Below are 17,474 nucleotides of genomic sequence, written 5' to 3'. Positions count from 1 at the left end.
CGGCTCAGCCGGCGGCGCCGCGCATGTCGCGGCGCCCGATCCGGATCGCCCGCAGACGCCGGCGCAAGCGCCCGAGCAGGGCGAGGAACGGCCGCTCGAGCCAGCGCTCCGCAGCATAGGCGATGGCGACCATCAGCAGCAGGCTCCCGGCGACGAGACAGACAAGCGCCAGCGCATGCTGGTTCGCGCGCAGATACGCTTCCGCCACGACCGTATCGATCAATGGAACGTGGATGAGGTAGAGCGGGAACGAGACCGCACCGAGAAAGCGCCCGGCCCGGCCGGAGAGCCAGGTGACGAGCAGGCCGGACCGCAGGCAGCCATAGACGACGAGCATCGCCCCGAGCGGGTAGAGCAACCCACCCTTTTTCTCCGGATTCAAGGCCTCGGGCAGCCAGTCGAGACCGAGCTGGCGCGCCGCATCGCCGCTCTGCGAGCCGATCAGGAGGCCGAGGAGCAGCGCGGAGATCGGCAGGGCCGACGGCAGCCGCCTTGCCGCCCAGGCCTCGCGCAGGACGATGCCGAGCGGGAAGCAGACATAGTCATAGCGCCGCAGAGCGATGAAGATCACGGCGCCGCCGAGCGCCACTGCCAGCCTGGAGCGGGGCCTTGTGAAAGCGCAGACGGCGAAGCAGAGGATCGAGCCGAGCAGCTCGGGCCGCATCGTCCACAGGACGTTGTTGAAGAACGAGCCGCCGGTGAGGAAGATCCCGGCCATGCCGTTGTAGATCGCGGCCGCCGGATTGGGGATCGGTCCCTGGTAGGTCCAGCCGAGCCAGCGGCTGCCGGTGAGCGCAGCGAGGTCCGTGGCAGAGGTCGGAAACAGGCTCAGCAGCGACCAGGCCGCGAGCGTGCTGGCGGTTGCCGGGATCGCCAGCCGCAAATAGCGGATGACGACGTCGATCCAGATCGGATCGGATTTGCGCAGCGTCGCGTTGGTCACGACGAAGCCGCTCAGCACGAAGAAGACGGAGACGGCAAAGGTCCCGTTCCAGAGCACGGCGAAGGGCGTATAGGCGATCCAATGCGCGCCTGGCTGCTGTTCCGGTACGAGCCATGGCGTCAGGGCCGACATCAGGTGGAAGATCACGACCGCGACCGCCGCGACACCGCGGAGCCCGTCGAGATGGTCGAGTCTCTCGCTCACCAGCCTTCCCCGGTCCTGGAAGCGCCGATCCGGGGCCGCCACCAGCGATCAGAGAGATCGAGGCGCCCGGCGCCGATGGCGAGCCGCATCCCGCAGGCGAGAAGGCCGAACCCGTAGAGCAGAGCGCCAAGCGCCGCGATCGCGACCAGCTCGGCCAGCGCCGGCAGGTGCCACGCCGCGATGGCGCCACGCAAGCCGAGCACCCCGGCCGTCATGACCGCGCCGGCGACGGCGATCTTCCAGAGATTGGCCAGCTGCTCGGCGATGCCGACCATCAGCAGGTTGCGGAGCCAACGCAGGAAGAAGACCGCCATGATCCCTGCCGCGATCACGCGGCCAGCCGCCATGCCGACGGCGCCCCATTGCAGGAAGCCGACGAGGACGGCAGGGGCACGAACGGCAAGGTCGTAGAGATTGAGCCGGAAGATGACCTCGGGGCGGCCGAGCGCCAGGCTCAGCGAATACAGCGTCTGGAAATAGGGCGTCGCCATCACCGAGAGCGAGAGCAGGCTGAGCAGCCAGTCGGCGCCATGCCATTTCGGGCCGAGCAGGACCTCGACGATCAGGTCCGAGGTCAGGGCGATCCCCAGGCTGCACGGCACCGAGACCAGCATGCTGAAGCGCGCCGCCTTGAGGAAAGCGAGCCGCAGCCGCTGATCCTCTTCCTTTATCCGGGCGAAGGCGGCCATGATCGGCTGCAGCGCCGGCCCGATCAGGCTCTGGGTCGGCATCACCGAAAGATCGGCCGCGACCGCATAGCGCCCGAGCACCTCCTTGCTGCCGCCGAGCCCGAGCAGGATGCGATCGAACTGCCAGTTCACCGCCGAGACCAGCTGCGCGCAGGTGAACCAGCCGACGAAGCCGGCGAAATCCGGCAGGCGGGCCAGCGACAGAGCCGGACGGTAGGGGGCAAGACGATAGGAGATGGCGCAGCCGAAGATCGGAGCGGCGACGAAATTGACGACGAGTGCCCAGTAGCCGCCGCCGAGCAGCAGCGTCGCGATGGCCAGGCAGAAGGCCGCGAGCTTGCCGCCGGTCTCCAGCAGGAAATTGCGCAGGAAGCCGAGCTCGCGGATGAACAGGACGAGGCCGGGGCTGGCGAGGCCGCGCGCGATCGGCGCGAAGGCGAGCGCGAGGATCACCGGCACGAGCTGCGGATCGCCATTGAGCCAGGAGAACGGCCAGGCGACGGCGAGCAGCAACAGCCCGATTGCGAGACCGCGCAGGGCGCCGAGAGTGAAGCCGGTATCGAGATGGGTCTTGTCGACCTGCGGCAGGCGGACCAGCGCCTGCGTCACCGGGATCTCGAGCACCATGTCGACGATCGCGACGCAGGACATGGCGAGCGCCGTCAGGCCGAAATCGGCCGGCGTCAGCATCCGCGCCATGATCAGCAGCGTGAAGAAATCGATGAACCGGCCGAGGAAGCGCGAGGCGACCAGCCAGCCGGCGCCCTGGAGGGCTTTCATCGCCAGCATGGCAATCCGTCCCTGCGATCCGTCGGCGCGTGCGGGCGCGAGGCTCGCGCGGTCGCAGCCCTCATCGCCTGGGCCACATCGCCGCGCATCAGCGACGGAAACCGGCTGAGAGCCCACGCAGGGCGTAGGCGGCCTCGAGCGCCGTGAGCAGCGGCAGGCGCGCGTGGGGGAAGGCGCGCGCGATCGCGCCTTCCCGCCAGAGCTGGCTGCGGATCGACGCGAGGCGGGACAGCGCGCTGCCGGACAATGCCTCGGCGTCCCCGACGATGTCGGGCCGACCGAAATCGATGGAGCGCCGGCCGATCGCCAGCGCTGACAGATCGGCCTCGACCGGGCGGGTGACGGCCTGCCTCAGCCGTGGCCAGGCACGGGCCACATCGGCCATGATCGCCGCTCCGCTGGCGACGTCGTCGATGTAAGCGAGCGCACCGGCCAGCAGCGGGTTGCCGATGCTGGGGTCGACGGCGCCGAAGGCGATGTCGCCGGCATTGCAGGAGACCTTGCCGTTCTCGTCTTCCTTGAAGGAGCGCACCGAGGGGATCGCCGGCTCGAACAGGCTTTCGATCAGCTGCCAATAGCGCAGCACCGTCGAGCGGATCGCGAGGGGGCTGTAGCGGTTGCGTTCGACGGCGAGGCCGACGACGCGCGGGAAGTGGTCCTCGCTGAAGCCCTTGTAGTTGCAGCGCGCCAGCTGGATGGTCTCGAAGCTCAGATCGGGCAGGCCGGCGGCGAGCAGGCGCTGCGTGCTGCCGTAGAGCCCCGTATCGCACAGGACGATCCGCCCCGCGCCGGCGCTGGCAACGGAAAGATGGCGCCGGAAGAGTGTGTTCTGCCGCTCGATGTCGGCAAGGATGTCTTCGCCCGCCGGCCGCTGGAGCATGGCGAAGAAGCGATCGGGCGCGAACGGCTCGTTCCATGGCTGGGGCAGGTCGTAGCGCCTGCCGCCCAGGGTGGCTGCGACGTCGGAGAAGCTGCTGCCGGGGAATTCGCGGCCGAGCTCGTCGAGTGCCGCTCCGCTGCGGGCCATGATGGCGGTCCTGGCCGCGACCAGCCGCGACACCATCAGGTTCTCGCGCGGCACCGCAAGCGGCAGGTTCAGGCGTTCGGCGAGACGCTCGAACGCCGCCCGGATGCCCAGGCCGCCGCGCGCGCAGAACAGCAGGGCCGTGTCGCCGCGCTTGCCCGCTTCGTCGGCGTAAAGCCAGATCGCCAGGCAGAACTCGGCCACGATCGGCCCGAGCACCTCGCGCCCGAAGCCTTGGGGATCTTTGGCCTGCTCCGCCGGCATGCGTCCACGCGCCCGGCTTCGGCTGAGGAGGCGGCCAAGCTCGCTCGCCGCGCCGTGCAGGCGGGACAGGCGGCGGCGCAGCCTGGGGCGCGGGAGATGGAGCGTGCGCAGGCCGAGTTCCGACGGGACGATATGGTCGGCGCGCCGGTCGTCGCCGACATGCAAGGCTTGACGGGCATCGACCCCTTCCGCGGCGAGAACCGCATGGAAGAGATCGCCGCGCCGCTTGGTCAGGCCGAGATCGGCACTGGAATAGATCCTGTCGAGCAGGCCGGGGCCGTGGAGATGCGTGACCAGGGCATCGAGCGTCGTGGTCGGCAGTCCTATGTCGCTGATCGCGACGACGCGCCGGCCTTCGCCGCGGCAGCGGCGCAGCAGCGCCGCGAGCGCATGGTTCGGCCGCAGCGACTCCTTTTCGACCGCGAGCTCGATCGCGAGACGCCTCTCGCAGAGTGTCTCCACCCGGGGACCTGGCAGTCCGAGCATGACGAGCTGGCGTCGGATGACGTCTCGCAGCGCGACTTCGCCGTCCTGCATGGCCATGTCGAGCGCCCGATAGGCGAGGCGCTGCGCCTCCAGGCGCGCCTCGACCAGTGCGCCCTCCGCAAGCTGCAGGCCCTGTTCGGCCAGCTTGCGGGCGAAGCGGCGCTCGCCGGCGATGATGCGGGCCCGCTCGGAGCGGAGGGTGCGCAGCAGCAAGGTGTCGAACAGGTCGGTCGAGACCAGCTCGACCCCGTCCAGCAGCGCCGCCTCGTTCGGATGTGGCCAGCCCGGCATCATACGCTCCGTGCTCAGACGCAAAGGTCGGGATCGCCGTTACAACGACGGCGGCATGCGCAAACGCATGCCTTACGCAGATGAAAGCAGGGACCGTGCCAGTCCTGGCCGGGCGCTCCGTCGAATCTTCGGCCGGTTTGCTCATTCGAATCGCAATCGCCGCGCGAATGAGCAGGAAAAGAATGGCTGTGATGACGAGTCTTGCTTTCAGCTGATCTTGCCGGGGACTAGCCTCGTTTCATGTCCGGTCGATGAGGTTCGGGATGGAAGAGACGGTCCAGCGGATCGACGATGCCGTCAGCATGGCCGCCCAGCATTGCGATGCGATCGTCCTCGGCGCGGGCGTATCCGGTCTCGTCTCGGCCTCGGTGCTGGCCGAGCAGGGCTGCAGGCGGATCGTCGTCATCGACGAATACGCGCATCTCGGGGGGAACCATATCGACTGGTCGTCCGGCGACTACACCTTCGACATCGGCAGCCTGATCTTCCAGGACGACTCGCCGCTTCTGCAGCATTTCCCGGAGCTGCTGCCGCTCTACGTGCCGATCCAGCCGCGCTGGGCGAGGCTGAACCCGCAAGGGCTGATCACCGCCTACCCGATCTCGGTGAAGGACGACATCCTGCGCGCCGGGCCGGTGGAGACCGCCCGGATCCTGGCATCGGCGGCCTATGCCCGCCTGTTCAAGCGACGCATGCGCAACGCCCGCGAATTTGCCCGCCACTGGATCGGGGCCAGGCTGCTGCAGCGCTCGGGCCTCGATGCCTACATGACCCGGTTCTACGGCATCGCTTCCGACCGGATCAGCATCGAACTGGCCCGCAAGCGGATGCAATGGATCAGCGAGCACGCCTCGCTGCGCACCGTCCTCGGCCGCCTGCGCCGGACGAAGCCGGCAGCCCCGACCAACCGCCAATTGGCGCGGCCGCGCGAAGGCTTCGCCACGCTCTATGCCGCCGCAGCCGCATCGCTCAGCGCGCGGGCCGCCAGCTTCCTCCTGGGCGCAAAGATCGACCGGATCGAGAAACTCGGCAATCGCTTCGTCCTCTTTCGCGAGGGACGGGCGATCGTCGCCGACCGCATCGTCTCGACCATTCCGATCCCGCGCTTGCAGGCGCTCTGCAACCTGCCGGTCTCGCAGGAGCTGGAGACGATCACGCTGCTGGCGCTCTATTTCAGCTTCGACGGCAAACGGGGCTTCGACGAGGAGATCATCTACAATTTCTCCTATGACGGGGCCTGGAAGCGCCTGACGATGTATTCCGATTTCTATGGTCGCGCGCAAGGACGCGAATATTTCGGCGTCGAGGTGATCGCCAACCATGTCGGCAAGTCGATCGCCCGGGGCGAGGCGGACTTTCGGGCCCATGTCGCGGCGAATGGGCTCTTCCGCGGCGATCTCAGGCTCGAAGGCAGCCAGTTCCTCGACAACGCCTATCCGATCTATCGCAACGGCGCCGAAGAGAGCGCCGCCGAAGCGGTCAAGGCGCTGAAGGCCTTCGGCATCGAATCCTTCGGGCGCCAGGGCGGTTTCAACTACCAGCCGACGGCGCGGGTCTCGACGATCGAGGCCGAAGCGGCCCTGCGTGACGCCGCCTCGATTCCGGCACGGTAAATGCAAGACAGGTTGCGCCCAGCGGCGTAGAGGCGCGAGCGCAGGCGAGTTGGCGGTCCGAGCATCATGATGGGCCCATGCGTATTCTGCACCTGCTGAATCACACGACGCAGTCGAACGGCCATGTCCACGCCGCCGTCGATCTGGCCTGCGAGCAGAGCCGGCTCGGCCATGTCGTCGCCGTCGCCAGCGGAGGCGGCGATTTCGATCGGTTGCTCGTCGGGAACGGCGTCAAACTCTTCAGGATCGACCATCGTCGCAAGGCCACGACGCTCCTGGGGTCGGCTTGGGCGCTGCGCCAGGTGGTCGGCAGCTTTGGCGCCGACGTCCTCCACGCCCATATGATGACGAGCGCGGTGCTGGCTTGGCCGGTGTGCAAACTCGCCGGCATCCCGCTGGTCACGACGGTTCACAACGAGTTCGAGAAGAGCGCCATTCTGATGGGCCTCGGCACGCGGGTCATCGCGGTCAGCACCGCGGTCGGCGCCTCGATGCGCCGGCGCGGCGTCCCGGCCCGCAAGCTCCGCGTCATCCTCAACGGCACCATCGGTTCGGCCCGCTTCGCGAACCGTGAGACCACGCCAGTCGCGCTGGCGTCACCGAGCCTTCTGTTCGTCGGCGGCCTGCATCCCCGCAAGGGCTTGGTCGATCTCTTCACCGCCTTTGATCTGGTTCACCGACAGCACCCGCAGGCGCGCCTGCACATCGTCGGCGACGGGCCCTTCTCCCAGGCGTATCGCGAGATGGTCGCCGGCCTGTCATGCCGTGAGGCCGTGCGCTTCGAAGGCAGCAAGGCCGACCCCTTTCCCTGGATGCGCGGCGCCGACATCTTCGTTCTGCCCTCCCATGCCGACCCTGCGCCGCTCGTCCTGCCGGAGGCGCGGGAGGCGGGCTGCGCCGTCGTCGCGACCCGTGTCGACGGCATTCCCGAACTGCTCGAAGGCGGCGAGGCCGGCGTGCTCGTTCCCCCCCGCGACCCCGATGCGCTTGCCGCCGCTTTGTCCGGATTGCTCGCGGAGCCCGATGCGATCAGCCATTGGCGGCGGCGGAGCCAGTACCGTGTCGACCATCTCAGGATCGCGCGCGTCGCCCGTGAGACGCTCGATCTCTACGACGAGGCGGCCCTGCAGCTGGGCCGCAAGGTCGGATCGGTTCTGCCCCATACGGGATGAACACGTCGGAGTTCCTGCCACCAGATGGAGATGAGCGATGCCGATCACGCCATCCCGCCGGGCGCTGCTGCGCGCGGCAGCGGCCTTCGCGACAGCGGCGAGCGCGCGCCCGACATCGACGAGGGCTCAGCAGGATGCGGGAGACCCGACGCTCGGCCGCAGCCTCGTCTTCGACGAATCCTTCGCGACGATCGATCCGGCGATCTGGCAGGCCGGTCCGAAGGCGACGACCCATGAGCCCGGCTTCTACGGCCGCGCGGCCTTCAGCCGCCGTGGCGGCGAGGAGGGCTTCGACCCCTATGCCATCGTCGCTGACCCGCTGGCCTCGGGCGGTCACGCCCTCGAGATATCGGCCCGCTATCTCGGCCGGCAGATGAACGTGCCCGCCTATTACGGCAATGGGCTCCCGGAGTTTCAGTGGATCTCCGGCAATCTCCAGACTGCGCGCCGGGACGGCACGATCCTGAGAGGCTGGCGCAACGGCTATTTCGAGGCGCGGATGCGGTTCCCGGCCCATCCGCTCAGCTTCCCTGCCTTCTGGCTGATGAATGGCCGCAGCATCCTGTTTCCCAAGACCAGCGTCGAGATCGACATCGTCGAGCACAAGGGCTGGGAGCATCGTCTCTACGGCGCATATCTGCACGAATGGGGGCAACCGGGCGAGCGTCACGAAGGTATCGGCGTTCCCACGGAGGTCGACCTGACCAGCGGCTATTTCCGTTATGGCGGGCTGATCGAGGGCGATCGCTGCGTGCTCTATTTCGAGCGCAGGCCGATCCGCGATCCGAAGACCGGCCGCGCGATCGACTGGCGCATCGGCCGCGCCGGCGAACTCGATGCGCAGAACGACGTCTTCTGGCCCCTGATCACGCTCGCCTTGCGGTCCGACGTGCCCTTTCCGCAACCACTCAGGCCGGAGGACCGTGAGGCGCGGCTAAGGGTCGATTATGTCCGGGTCTACGGCAGCTAGCCGGAAACCCGGATTGTCGGTTGGCGTCGGCTGGCTATGGCTATGCCCCGGAGCAAAAATTACTCTCACGCCGTCCTCGGAAAGGGCGTCCACATCCAAAAGACGGAGTATTTGAAGGCCTTTTCCATCTTGCCCGCGATAATTTGGCGCCAATCCTGATATTCGACAGATAGGGCGATCCTTTCATGGGTATTTCCGGCCTGCTGCGTTGGCCCGCTTTGGCTATTGCGGCTGCATTGAGCTTCTCCGGCCTTCAGGCATCCTCTGCTGAAACGCTGACTATCGCGCAGGGCAACGATATCCTGTCGCTCGACCCAGCAAACCATGGAAACAACAGCACCGAATCGGCGCTGGTGAACATCTACGACTATCTGGTCAACAAGGATTTCAGCCAGGGTCAGCTGCGCTTCACGCCGCGCCTTGCGGTGTCCTGGAGCAGCGACGACAACATCCACTGGACGTTTAAGCTGCGCGACGACGTCTACTGGCACAACGGCGACAAGTTCACGGCGCAGGATGTCAAATTCACGATCGAGCGGTCCCAGCAGGACAAGAAGCTGATCAGCTCGGCCAAGTTCCGCCGCATCAAGACGGTCGAGGCACCGGACGAGACCACGCTCAGGATCGAAACCGATGGGCCGGACACGCTGCTGCTCCATGCCTTCGTCGGCAACGGAGCCGGCATCCTGCCCAAGGCGGCGTTCGAGAAAGCCGGCGGTCGCGAAGAGTTCTTCAAGCAACCGGTCGGCACTGGCCCCTATGTCTTCAAGCGCTGGGTCAAGTCGGACCGCCTCGTCCTGGCGAAGAATCCGCGCTGGTGGGGCGGCACGCCGAAATGGGACGACGTCGTCATCCGCTCGATCCCCGAGACGACGACGCGCGTCGCCGAGCTCCTCACCGGCGGCGTCGACATCGCCGTCAACATCCCGCCGGAGGACATCGCGCGCCTCAACGACAACAAGGGTACGCGCGCCATCACCTTCGACATCGCGCGCAACCTTGCCCTGCATGTCCGCACCGGGAAGGACCGCGTCACCGGCGATCCTCGGGTCCGCGAGGCGATCGACCTCGCCATCGACCGCGATGCGATCGTCAAGCAGGTTCTGGAAGGGCATGGCGCGCCGACGCGCGGCTTTTTTCCGCCGGCAATCCCGGGCTTCGCGCCAGAGCTCAGCCGCGCGATCCGCTTCGACCCCGAGCGGGCAAAGGCCCTGCTGCGCGAGGCCGGCTTCAGCGACAGCAAGCGGCCCGCGCTCAAGATCAGCACGCCGAGCGGCCGCTATGTGAAGGATCGCGAGATCGTCGAGGCCGTGGCCGGCTACCTGGAGGATGTCGGCTTCCGCGCGCAGGTCGAGGTGCTCGACTGGACCGTCTACAACAACAAGCTGGTCGGGGACGGTTTCGGCGAGATCTATCTCTGGGGCATGGGCTCCTACACGGATGCCTCGACCCTGTTCGTCGACAATTTCAAGCGTCATTACGAGTGGTCGGACCCGGCCTTCGACGCGCTTGCTGCTTCCGTCCGCCAGGCGAAGAGCGAGGCCGAGCGCATCGCGATCTCGCAAAAGGGCCAGGAGATCGTCGCCGACCAACGCGTGCGCATCGGCCTGCTCTTCCCGCAATCGATCTACGGCGTCAGCGACCGCGTCGTTTATAACGGGCGCTTCGACGAGATGATCGCGGCCGAGGACGTCTCACGTCCATGAACGGTCGCTCTCCCCTGCGCGCGCTGCTGCAGTTCCTGCCGGTTCTCTACATCGTCTCGGTGATCGTCTTCGTCCTGGTCTACCTGACGGGGGACCCGTCCGCCCTGCTGATCCCGGAGGATGCGAGCGAGGAGGATAGGCTCGCGCTCGTCGCGGCGTGGGGGCTCGATCGGCCCTTTTACATCCAGTACCTGCGCTATATGGGCAATATCCTGACCGGGGATTTCGGCGTGTCCTATCGCTACGGGACGGATGCGCTGCCGGTCGTGCTCGAACGGATTCCGGCAACGCTCCAGCTCACGGCCGGCGGCCTCGTCGTCGCGATCCTGATCGCGCTGCCGACCGGGATCTTCGCCGCGCTCAGGCGCAACAGCCTGCCTGATTTCGCGATTTCGGCGGTGACCGTGCTCGGCAAGGCCATGCCGAATTTCTGGGTCGGGATCATGCTGATCCTGGTCTTCGGCGTGTGGCTGCGGCTGGTTCCCGTCTCGGGCAGCGGCGGCTTCTCCCATCTCATCCTGCCGGCGATCACGCTGGGTACCGGCTTCGCCGCGGAACTGACCAAGCTCATCCGCTCCAGCCTGCTCGAAGTCATGGGGCAGGACTATGTCCGCACCGCCCGCGCCAAGGGCTTGCCCGAGACGCGCGTCGTGCTACGTCACGGCCTGAGAAACGCCCTGATCCCGGCGGTGACGATGACCTCCCTGCATGCCATCGCGCTGCTCGGCGGCGCGCTCGTCACCGAGACCGTGTTCTCCTGGCCGGGCCTCGGCCAGCTCGTGGTGCAGGCGATCTATACGAAGGACATGGCGGTCATCCAGATCGCGGTCTTCGTCATCACCATCATGGCCCTGACGATCAACCTCGCGACCGACGCCCTCTACCGGCTGATCGATCCGCGCCTGGCTCGATAAGTCCAGCAGCATCGCATGACCGAAATCTCGCTCATCAGCAGTCCTCCACCGCAGCGGCGCCGCTTGCTGCCTTCTCTCCTGCGCAACAAGGCAGGCCTCGCCGGCATCGTCATCGTGGCGCTGATCGTCGTCAACGCGCTGGGGGCGGAGCATCTCGCACCGCTCGATCCGCTTCGGCGCAACCTGTCGCTGAAGTTGCTGCCCCCGGCCTGGCTGGATGGCGGCAACCCGCGCTACCTGCTGGGGACCGACAGCCAGGGGCGCGATCTGCTGAGCCGCATCATCTTCGGGGCGCGGACGTCGCTCTCGGTCGGCCTTGCGGCCGTCGCCCTGTCCAGCCTGATCGGGCTGGCGCTCGGCCTGCTCGCCGGCATGGCGGGAGGCCGGGTCGACCTGCTGATCATGCGCGTGATCGACGCCATGCTGGCGATCCCGACCATGCTGTTCATGCTGGTCGTCGCCCTCGTCGCCGGCTCCGGCCTGCTGCCGCTCGTCGTCGTCATCGCTGCGACCAATTGGGTCGGCTGCGCCCGGATCGTGCGAGCCGACGTGCTCGGCATCAAGGAGATGGACTATGTCGCGGCTGCGCGAGCCAGCGGCGCAAGCCCGCTCGGTCTCATCCTGCGGCATATCCTGCCGAACATCCTGTCCTCCTTCGTCGTGGTCTCCACCCTGAATGTCGGCACCGTCATCCTCGCCGAATCCTCGCTGAGCTTCCTCGGCTTCGGTATCCAGCCGCCGGAGATTTCATGGGGCCAGATGCTCAGTGAGGGCCGGCAATACCTCGCCACAAGCTGGTGGGTTGCGACCTTCCCCGGCGTCGCGATCACGCTGACCGTGCTCGGCGTCATCCTGCTTGGTGACTGGCTGCGCGACCACCTCGATCCGCGACTGGCGTAAGCTCTTCACGCCCGCGATCCAACTCCCTTCAGGACAGACCCGATGTCGGCCGTTTCACAGACGCAGAAGTCCCGGACAATCCATCTCGGGCTGTTCCACCAACCACTCGGCCGCCACCCCGCCGCCTGGCGGCAGGAGGCCGCGCAAGGTCATCCGGAAGATATCGACTGGGTCATCCGCATCGCGCGGAAGGCCGAGGAAGGGCTGTTCGACATGTTCTTCATGGCCGACAACCTCGCCGGCCCAGAGCCCGGCGCGCAGGGCAAGGCCGGCGGGCTGGAGCCGGTGACGCTGCTTTCGGCGCTGGCGGTCGCGACCTCGAAGATCGGGCTCGTCGGCACGATCTCGACCAGCTTCTCCGAGCCGTACAATGTCGCGCGTGCCCTGGCCTCGCTCGACCATATCAGCCGTGGCCGGGCGGGCTGGAACGTGGTCACCACGCAATCCGACCGCGCTGCGGAAAATTTCAGCCTGAGCGCCCTGCCCGATCATGCCGCTCGCTATGCCCGCGCCGACGAGTTCGTCCGGGTCGTGCGCGGCTTGTGGGATAGCTGGGCCGACGACGCACTCGTCATGGACAAGCGATCCGGCAGATTCCTCGATACGGACCGTGTTCGCCTGCTCGACCACAAGGGCGAGCATTTCTCCGTCCGCGGGCCGCTCAACGTCTCCCGGCCGCCGCAGGGCCATCCCGTGATCGTGCAGGCAGGCTCCTCGCGCGACGGCATCGGGCTTGCCGCGACGCAGGCCGATCTCGCCTTCACCGCACAGGACACGATCGAGGATTCGCTCGCCTATCGCGCCGCGCTCAAGGAGGCGGCCGAGGCCGGCGGCCGCTCCGGCTATCTCAAGGTGCTGCCCGGCATCATGCCGATCGTTGGTCGGACCGACGCCGAGGCGCGCGAGAAATTCGCGGCGCTGCAGGAGCACACCGATATCGCCGCCGGCATCCGGCAGCTCTCGGGCCGCTGGGGCTACGACCTCTCGACCCATCCGCTCGACGGGCCGGTGCCGGAGCCGGGCGAGCGCATCCATGGCGAGAGCCGGGTGCGGCTACTCCTGAACAAGGCGCGAGCCGAGAACTACACCCTGCGCGAGCTTGCCGCACTCGCCATCGCCTCCCATGGCCACCGCATCATCATCGGCTCGCCGGAGACGATCGCCGACGACCTGCAATTCTGGTTCGAACAGGGCGCGGCCGACGGCTTCAACCTGATCCCCGCCTCGATGCCGGACGGGCTCGACGATTTCGTCGACCGCGTGATCCCCGTCCTCCAGGACCGTGGCCTGTTCCGCCGGAGCTATGCCGAGACCACCCTGCGCGAGCGCTTTGGCCTCGGCATTCCGCGGCTCGGGGCTTTCGCGAGCTGAGCACCAGGCGGCGCCGGCACTGAATTGGAAGCCGCCTATACGGCCTTGGCGACCGGCTGCCAGGCCTGGGGAAGAGCGAGGTTTCCACGCAGGGTGGGCGCGGCATAGTCCTGCCGGAAGACCTTGCGCTCCTGCAGGATCGGGATGACCTTCTCGACGAACTCGTCGAAGCCGCCGGGCGTGAGATGCGGCGCGAAGACGAAACCGTCCGCCGCATCCGCCTGGACATAGCGATCGATCTCCTCGGCGACCTGTGCGGGCGTCCCGACGAACTGCTTGCGTCCGGTCACCTTGATGATGAGCTCGCGGATGCTGAGCTTTTCGCGCTCGGCCAGTTCGCGCCAGGCGCGCGCGGTTTCCAGGCGGTTGTCGTAGCGGGCGGCGCGCCCCTGGGCGAGCTGCTCGACGGCGACATCGGGATCGACCTCCGGCAGCGGGCCGTCCGGGTCGTAGGCCGTGAGATCGCGGTTCCAGACCTGCTCGAGAAAGACGATGGCGTTCTTCGGGCTGACCTGCTGCAGGCGGATAGCTTTCTGCTTTTCCAAAGCGTCTTCGAGCGTCTCGCCCAGGACGAAATTGGCGCCCGGCAGGATTTTTAGGGCATCGCGGCTGCGCCCATATTTCGCGAGACGTTGCTTCACATCGGCATAGAAGGCCTGTCCCTCCTCGAGGGTGCCATGCCGGGAATAGATCAGGTCGGCATGGCTGGCAGCGAGCTCCCTGCCCTCGTCGGAATCGCCGGCCTGCGCGATGATGGGAGCCCCTTGCGGCAGTGGGCCGGCACCGGTGCGGCCTGCGATGTCGAAATAGGGAGAGCGGACATGGAAATCACCGCCCTGCCAGATCGAGCGCGCGGTTTCGAGGAAGTCCCGCGCGCGCTCGTAGCGTTCGCGGAACGGCAGATGATCGCCGCGGCGGAAATTGGCTCCGGTGAAGGCACCGGGCGACGTCACCACGTTCCAGCCGGCCCTCCCGCCGGACAGGATATCGAGCGTCGCGAGCTGGCGTGCCAGCGGGTAAGGCTCGTTGAACGTCGTGGTCAGCGTGCCGATCAACCCAACATGGTTGGTGATCGAAGCCAATGCCGTGAGGATGGCCAGGGTGTTCGGGCGGCCGACGACATCCAGCTCGTGGAAGCGTCCCTTCTGCTCCCGGACCCTCAAGCCTTCGGCCAGGAAGATGAAGTCGAACTTGCCGCGCTCGACGGTCTCGGCGAAGTGCCGGAAGGACGAGAATGCGATCTGGCTGCCGGCGGCCGGATCGCTCCAGACCGTGAAATTGTTCACGCCCGGAAACTGCGCCCCGAGGATGATCTGCTTCTTAGACATGATATTCCTCCGAGCTCAGGCGGCCGCGGCGTAGCGATTGCGGGCGGCGGGCAGACCGAAGCGACTGCGCAGATCTCCACCCGGGGGCTGTGCGACGAGCCCCGCGGTGCGAAGAGCAGGCACAAGCGTGTCGACAACAGGCGCGATCTGCCGGTGCGGGTCGGTCAAGATCAGGCGGACGCCGCGGGCTCCCTGAGTCTCGGAGGTCTTGGCGGCAGCGATCAGGTCGGCGACATCAGCCACATCGGGCTTCACATGCAGATCGGCGATGACCTTCGGCCCCGTGCCGGGGCCATCGCCCTCCAGCTTCGCCACTATTCCGGCAAGGTCGCTCGCGGCCGGCACGAAAACCACGTCGGCAGCGCGGGCGAGCGCCAGATCCGCTTCCGCCGTCCAGCTGGTCGCGACCAAAGGCTGGCCCTGAGGGGGTCTTGGCGTGATGGAGGGCCCCAGCACGCGGAAATCGGCGCCCTGGAAGTCGATATAGTGAAGTTTCTCGCCGTCGACATAGCGCTGGCTCACGACGTCGCGGATGACCGCATCATCCTCCCAACTGTCCCAGAGCCGCCTCACCACCTCGGCCGCAGCGAGCGCGTCGCGGTCGAGAGACGGCGGATCGACCGCCGGAAAGCCCTTCAGCGCGCCGATGGCACGACCGGCGTCAAGGCTCCGCTGCTGGTCGAGGCGCTGGGCCAGGAGGCCAGCCCTGCCCCCGCTGACATAGTCCAGGGTGGCGATGGCGGTCGAGACATGGAAGGGCTCGAGGACGTTGAGGGGCGCGCCGGCGATGATGCCGATGTCGCGGCTGCGCGGCGCGAGCCAATTGGCCAGAAGGATCGCATCGAGCCCGTCCCGGCCGGGATCGGCGAAGCGATCTTCCAGGGTCAGGAATTCGGCCGCGCCGTCGAGCCGGCCGATCAGGCCACTCCAGAAGCCGCGCCAGTCGGGATCGTCTCCATGGGCACCGGCATGCAGTCCAAAGCCTACTAGGAAAGTCGATTTCTGCGTCATCGTTCGATCCGATCGGGTCAGTGCTCAGGCGGCCGAGGCCAGATAGCTCGCCAGCCGGGCGGAGACCTTCGCCTCCTGCTCGGCCTTGATCGCGGCAACGCGCTTGGTGGCGTCCTCCAGTGACGCAGCCGGCGCGAAGACCGGATAGGTGCCGACCTGCCCCGCCTTTGCCCCGATATGTTTCTCGAACGGCAAGGAGCGGTAGAGGGTGGGATCGACGCTCGTGTCGAAGAGCGGCCGATAGCCCAGGGCGAGGTACAAGGCCGACGCTTCGGGCTGGCGGAAACCGGTGGTCAGATAAGCCCGGGTATAGCCCAGCTCGGCCGCCGCCTCTTCGAGTGCAAGCACGATTTGCCGGGCAAACCCCTGTCGGCGCAGATCCGGGCGCGTCCAGATGCGCTTGAACTCCGCCGTCTCATCGTCGTGGCTCATGAATGCCCCGCCCGCGATCGTCTCCCTGTCGCGCTGCAAGAGCAGGAAGGTGCCGAGCGGCGGCGTAAACGCTTCAGCCGGATAGCGCATGATCTCGGAGCGGGCCCCGCCGGGGCGGCTCGCCGCGCCGTAGCGCCCGTCATATTCCGAGATCAGCCCCTCAAGCAGCGGCTCCGCCGCCGGGTCGAGAGGCGAAGACCGCACAAAGACGTCAGCCATAACATTCTCCGAAATCGCAGCGGCTTGGCTTGCTCGCGACCGCTTGATCAAGCATTCTATTAATTCTATAGACTATTCGAACAACATTCTCTGTCAATGCCTGGCGAGGCCGAATGCCCTATCGACTGAGCTTCCTCGACAAGAGCCCACTGCAGGCGAACGAGGCCGCCGCCGACGCGCTCGCGCGGACGCTCTCGCTGGCAAAAGCGGCGGAAGAGCTCGGTTTCGCGCGGTTCTGGGTCGCCGAGCACCACAACGCGGCGAAGCTGGCAAGCTCGTCGCCCGAGGTGCTGATCAGCTTCCTGCTGGCGCACACCAGCCGCATCAGAATCGGCTCCGGCGGCGTGATGCTCCAGCACTACAGCGCCTACAAAGTCGCCGAGAACTTCAACCTGCTGGCGGCACTCGCGCCGGGGCGCGTGGATATCGGCATCGGCAAGGCGCCGGGCGGGATGCCGCTGTCGACCCATGCCCTGCAGGGAGCCTATGATCCCGCCCGCAAGCCGAGCTTCGACACGCAGCTCGTGGAGCTCGACGGCTTCCTGCGCGAGCACCATGACGGCAGCGACGCCGGCAATCGGCTCGCGGCCTTCCCGGCGCCGGCGCAGCCCCCGGACCGCTTCCTGCTCGGCGCCAGCATCGAGAGCGCGCGGCTCGCCGCCGGTCTCGGCTGGGGTTTCGTCTATCCCGGCCATATCCATGGCGACGAGGCCGCCATGGGTGAAGCCCTGTCGGCCTATCGTGCCGCCGGCGGCACCTCGGCGCTGCTCGCCTTGGGCGTCGTCACCGCCGAGACCGATGATCTGGCCCGCAGCCTCGCGCCCGATACGCGCCGCTTCCGCGTGGATATCGAGAACGGCCAGGGCGTCAACGTCACCAGCCGCGAGCAGGCCCTCGAATACATCCGGCAAACCGGCTCGCGCGAATACCGCATCGAGGAGCGCAGCTCGCTGCTCCTGCGCGGCACGCCGGCACGGATCCATGCCGAGCTCAAGCGACTGCACCGGGCATTCGGAATCGACGAATTCATCGTCGACTGCCCCGTGAATGAAGGCGCGCGGCGCCTGAGGACGATCGAGCTTCTCGCGGCCGAGGCTCGCGCCTCGCTGGCCGCCTGAGCCGGCCAAAGGGGTTCGACATCATGATCA

At 67.2% G+C, this 17,474-nt stretch carries 14 protein-coding genes; 8 read left to right on the top strand and 6 right to left on the bottom strand.

Going from position 1 to position 17,474, the window contains the following annotated elements; translation table 11 throughout:
- Nucleotides 1-4: 4 nt before the first annotated feature.
- The 3 genes from GY40_RS11860 to GY40_RS11850 all read right to left on the bottom strand — a co-directional run bounded on the left by GY40_RS11860 (nucleotide 5) and on the right by GY40_RS11850 (nucleotide 4,690).
- Nucleotides 5-1,147 carry an acyltransferase family protein gene (locus GY40_RS11860; protein WP_166652931.1) on the bottom strand — a complete coding sequence of 381 codons (1,143 nt, stop codon included), beginning with the start codon at nucleotides 1,145-1,147 and terminating at the stop codon, nucleotides 5-7.
- Nucleotides 1,144-2,625: an oligosaccharide flippase family protein gene (locus tag GY40_RS11855; protein ID WP_051987798.1), complete on the bottom strand. Its 1,482-nt coding sequence runs from the start codon at nucleotides 2,623-2,625 to the stop codon at nucleotides 1,144-1,146. The genes GY40_RS11860 and GY40_RS11855 overlap by 4 nt, the downstream gene beginning before the upstream one ends.
- Nucleotides 2,626-2,713: 88 nt before the next feature.
- A complete protein-coding gene (locus tag GY40_RS11850) occupies nucleotides 2,714-4,690 on the bottom strand; it encodes a hydrolase (RefSeq protein ID WP_051987887.1) in 1,977 nt (658 codons plus the stop codon).
- A gap of 263 nt (nucleotides 4,691-4,953) precedes the next feature.
- Between GY40_RS11850 and GY40_RS11845 the strand changes: the two genes are divergently transcribed.
- From GY40_RS11845 to GY40_RS11815, 7 genes are all read left to right on the top strand, one after another.
- Nucleotides 4,954-6,303: an NAD(P)/FAD-dependent oxidoreductase gene (locus GY40_RS11845; RefSeq protein ID WP_038362096.1), complete on the top strand. Its 1,350-nt coding sequence runs from the start codon at nucleotides 4,954-4,956 to the stop codon at nucleotides 6,301-6,303.
- 77 nt (nucleotides 6,304-6,380) lie between these two features.
- Nucleotides 6,381-7,475: a glycosyltransferase family 4 protein gene (locus tag GY40_RS11840; RefSeq protein WP_038362093.1), complete on the top strand. Its 1,095-nt coding sequence runs from the start codon at nucleotides 6,381-6,383 to the stop codon at nucleotides 7,473-7,475.
- Nucleotides 7,476-7,512: 37 nt separating this feature from the next.
- Nucleotides 7,513-8,445 (top strand): LamG domain-containing protein, encoded by a 933-nt coding sequence (locus tag GY40_RS11835; RefSeq protein ID WP_038362091.1) that lies wholly within the window; start codon nucleotides 7,513-7,515, stop codon nucleotides 8,443-8,445.
- A 185-nt stretch (nucleotides 8,446-8,630) separates the two neighbouring features.
- Entirely contained in the window at nucleotides 8,631-10,151 is a 1,521-nt protein-coding gene (locus tag GY40_RS11830; RefSeq protein WP_038362088.1) for an ABC transporter substrate-binding protein, read from the top strand.
- Nucleotides 10,148-11,065, top strand: coding sequence for an ABC transporter permease (locus GY40_RS11825; RefSeq protein WP_038362086.1), 918 nt, complete (start codon nucleotides 10,148-10,150; stop codon nucleotides 11,063-11,065). Before GY40_RS11830 ends, GY40_RS11825 begins: the two co-directional genes overlap by 4 nt.
- 15 nt (nucleotides 11,066-11,080) lie before the next feature.
- Nucleotides 11,081-11,965 carry an ABC transporter permease gene (locus GY40_RS11820; RefSeq protein ID WP_038362083.1) on the top strand — a complete coding sequence of 295 codons (885 nt, stop codon included), beginning with the start codon at nucleotides 11,081-11,083 and terminating at the stop codon, nucleotides 11,963-11,965.
- A gap of 42 nt (nucleotides 11,966-12,007) precedes the next feature.
- Entirely contained in the window at nucleotides 12,008-13,336 is a 1,329-nt protein-coding gene (locus GY40_RS11815; protein ID WP_038362081.1) for an LLM class flavin-dependent oxidoreductase, read from the top strand.
- 35 nt (nucleotides 13,337-13,371) lie between these two features.
- Here the strand turns inward: GY40_RS11815 and GY40_RS11810 are convergent, their stop codons facing one another.
- The 3 genes from GY40_RS11810 to GY40_RS11800 are packed head-to-tail and all read right to left on the bottom strand — an operon-like array spanning nucleotide 13,372 to nucleotide 16,326.
- Entirely contained in the window at nucleotides 13,372-14,664 is a 1,293-nt protein-coding gene (locus tag GY40_RS11810; protein WP_038362078.1) for an LLM class flavin-dependent oxidoreductase, read from the bottom strand.
- 15 nt (nucleotides 14,665-14,679) lie between these two features.
- The gene (locus GY40_RS11805) at nucleotides 14,680-15,675 is read right to left on the bottom strand and encodes an LLM class flavin-dependent oxidoreductase (protein WP_038362075.1); all 996 of its coding nucleotides are present in this window, start codon (nucleotides 15,673-15,675) and stop codon (nucleotides 14,680-14,682) included.
- Between the two features lie 24 nt (nucleotides 15,676-15,699).
- Nucleotides 15,700-16,326 (bottom strand): GNAT family N-acetyltransferase, encoded by a 627-nt coding sequence (locus tag GY40_RS11800; RefSeq protein ID WP_038362072.1) that lies wholly within the window; start codon nucleotides 16,324-16,326, stop codon nucleotides 15,700-15,702.
- Nucleotides 16,327-16,439: 113 nt separating this feature from the next.
- Between GY40_RS11800 and GY40_RS11795 the strand changes: the two genes are divergently transcribed.
- The gene (locus GY40_RS11795; RefSeq protein WP_038362069.1) at nucleotides 16,440-17,444 is read left to right on the top strand and encodes an MsnO8 family LLM class oxidoreductase; all 1,005 of its coding nucleotides are present in this window, start codon (nucleotides 16,440-16,442) and stop codon (nucleotides 17,442-17,444) included.
- Nucleotides 17,445-17,474 lie beyond the last annotated feature (30 nt).

It is taken from the genome of Allobosea sp. UNC402CLCol (genome assembly GCF_000745475.1).
Taxonomy (GTDB): domain Bacteria; phylum Pseudomonadota; class Alphaproteobacteria; order Rhizobiales; family Beijerinckiaceae; genus Allobosea; species Allobosea spartocytisi.
Note: the sequence above shows the minus strand (reverse complement) of the source record. Positions and strands in the feature narration are given on the sequence as shown.

Bases quoted from the DNA above. Each gene is read 5' to 3' on its own strand.
- GY40_RS11855 (WP_051987798.1), bottom strand. From the start codon at position 2,625: ATGCTGGCGATGAAAGCCCTCCAGGGCGCCGGCTGGCTGGTCGCCTCG.
- GY40_RS11850 (WP_051987887.1), bottom strand. From the start codon at position 4,690: ATGCCGGGCTGGCCACATCCGAACGAGGCGGCGCTGCTGGACGGGGTC.
- GY40_RS11845 (WP_038362096.1), top strand. From the start codon at position 4,954: ATGGAAGAGACGGTCCAGCGGATCGACGATGCCGTCAGCATGGCCGCC.
- GY40_RS11840 (WP_038362093.1), top strand. From the start codon at position 6,381: ATGCGTATTCTGCACCTGCTGAATCACACGACGCAGTCGAACGGCCAT.
- GY40_RS11835 (WP_038362091.1), top strand. From the start codon at position 7,513: ATGCCGATCACGCCATCCCGCCGGGCGCTGCTGCGCGCGGCAGCGGCC.
- GY40_RS11830 (WP_038362088.1), top strand. From the start codon at position 8,631: ATGGGTATTTCCGGCCTGCTGCGTTGGCCCGCTTTGGCTATTGCGGCT.
- GY40_RS11825 (WP_038362086.1), top strand. From the start codon at position 10,148: ATGAACGGTCGCTCTCCCCTGCGCGCGCTGCTGCAGTTCCTGCCGGTT.
- GY40_RS11820 (WP_038362083.1), top strand. From the start codon at position 11,081: ATGACCGAAATCTCGCTCATCAGCAGTCCTCCACCGCAGCGGCGCCGC.
- GY40_RS11815 (WP_038362081.1), top strand. From the start codon at position 12,008: ATGTCGGCCGTTTCACAGACGCAGAAGTCCCGGACAATCCATCTCGGG.
- GY40_RS11810 (WP_038362078.1), bottom strand. From the start codon at position 14,664: ATGTCTAAGAAGCAGATCATCCTCGGGGCGCAGTTTCCGGGCGTGAAC.
- GY40_RS11805 (WP_038362075.1), bottom strand. From the start codon at position 15,675: ATGACGCAGAAATCGACTTTCCTAGTAGGCTTTGGACTGCATGCCGGT.
- GY40_RS11800 (WP_038362072.1), bottom strand. From the start codon at position 16,326: ATGGCTGACGTCTTTGTGCGGTCTTCGCCTCTCGACCCGGCGGCGGAG.
- GY40_RS11795 (WP_038362069.1), top strand. From the start codon at position 16,440: ATGCCCTATCGACTGAGCTTCCTCGACAAGAGCCCACTGCAGGCGAAC.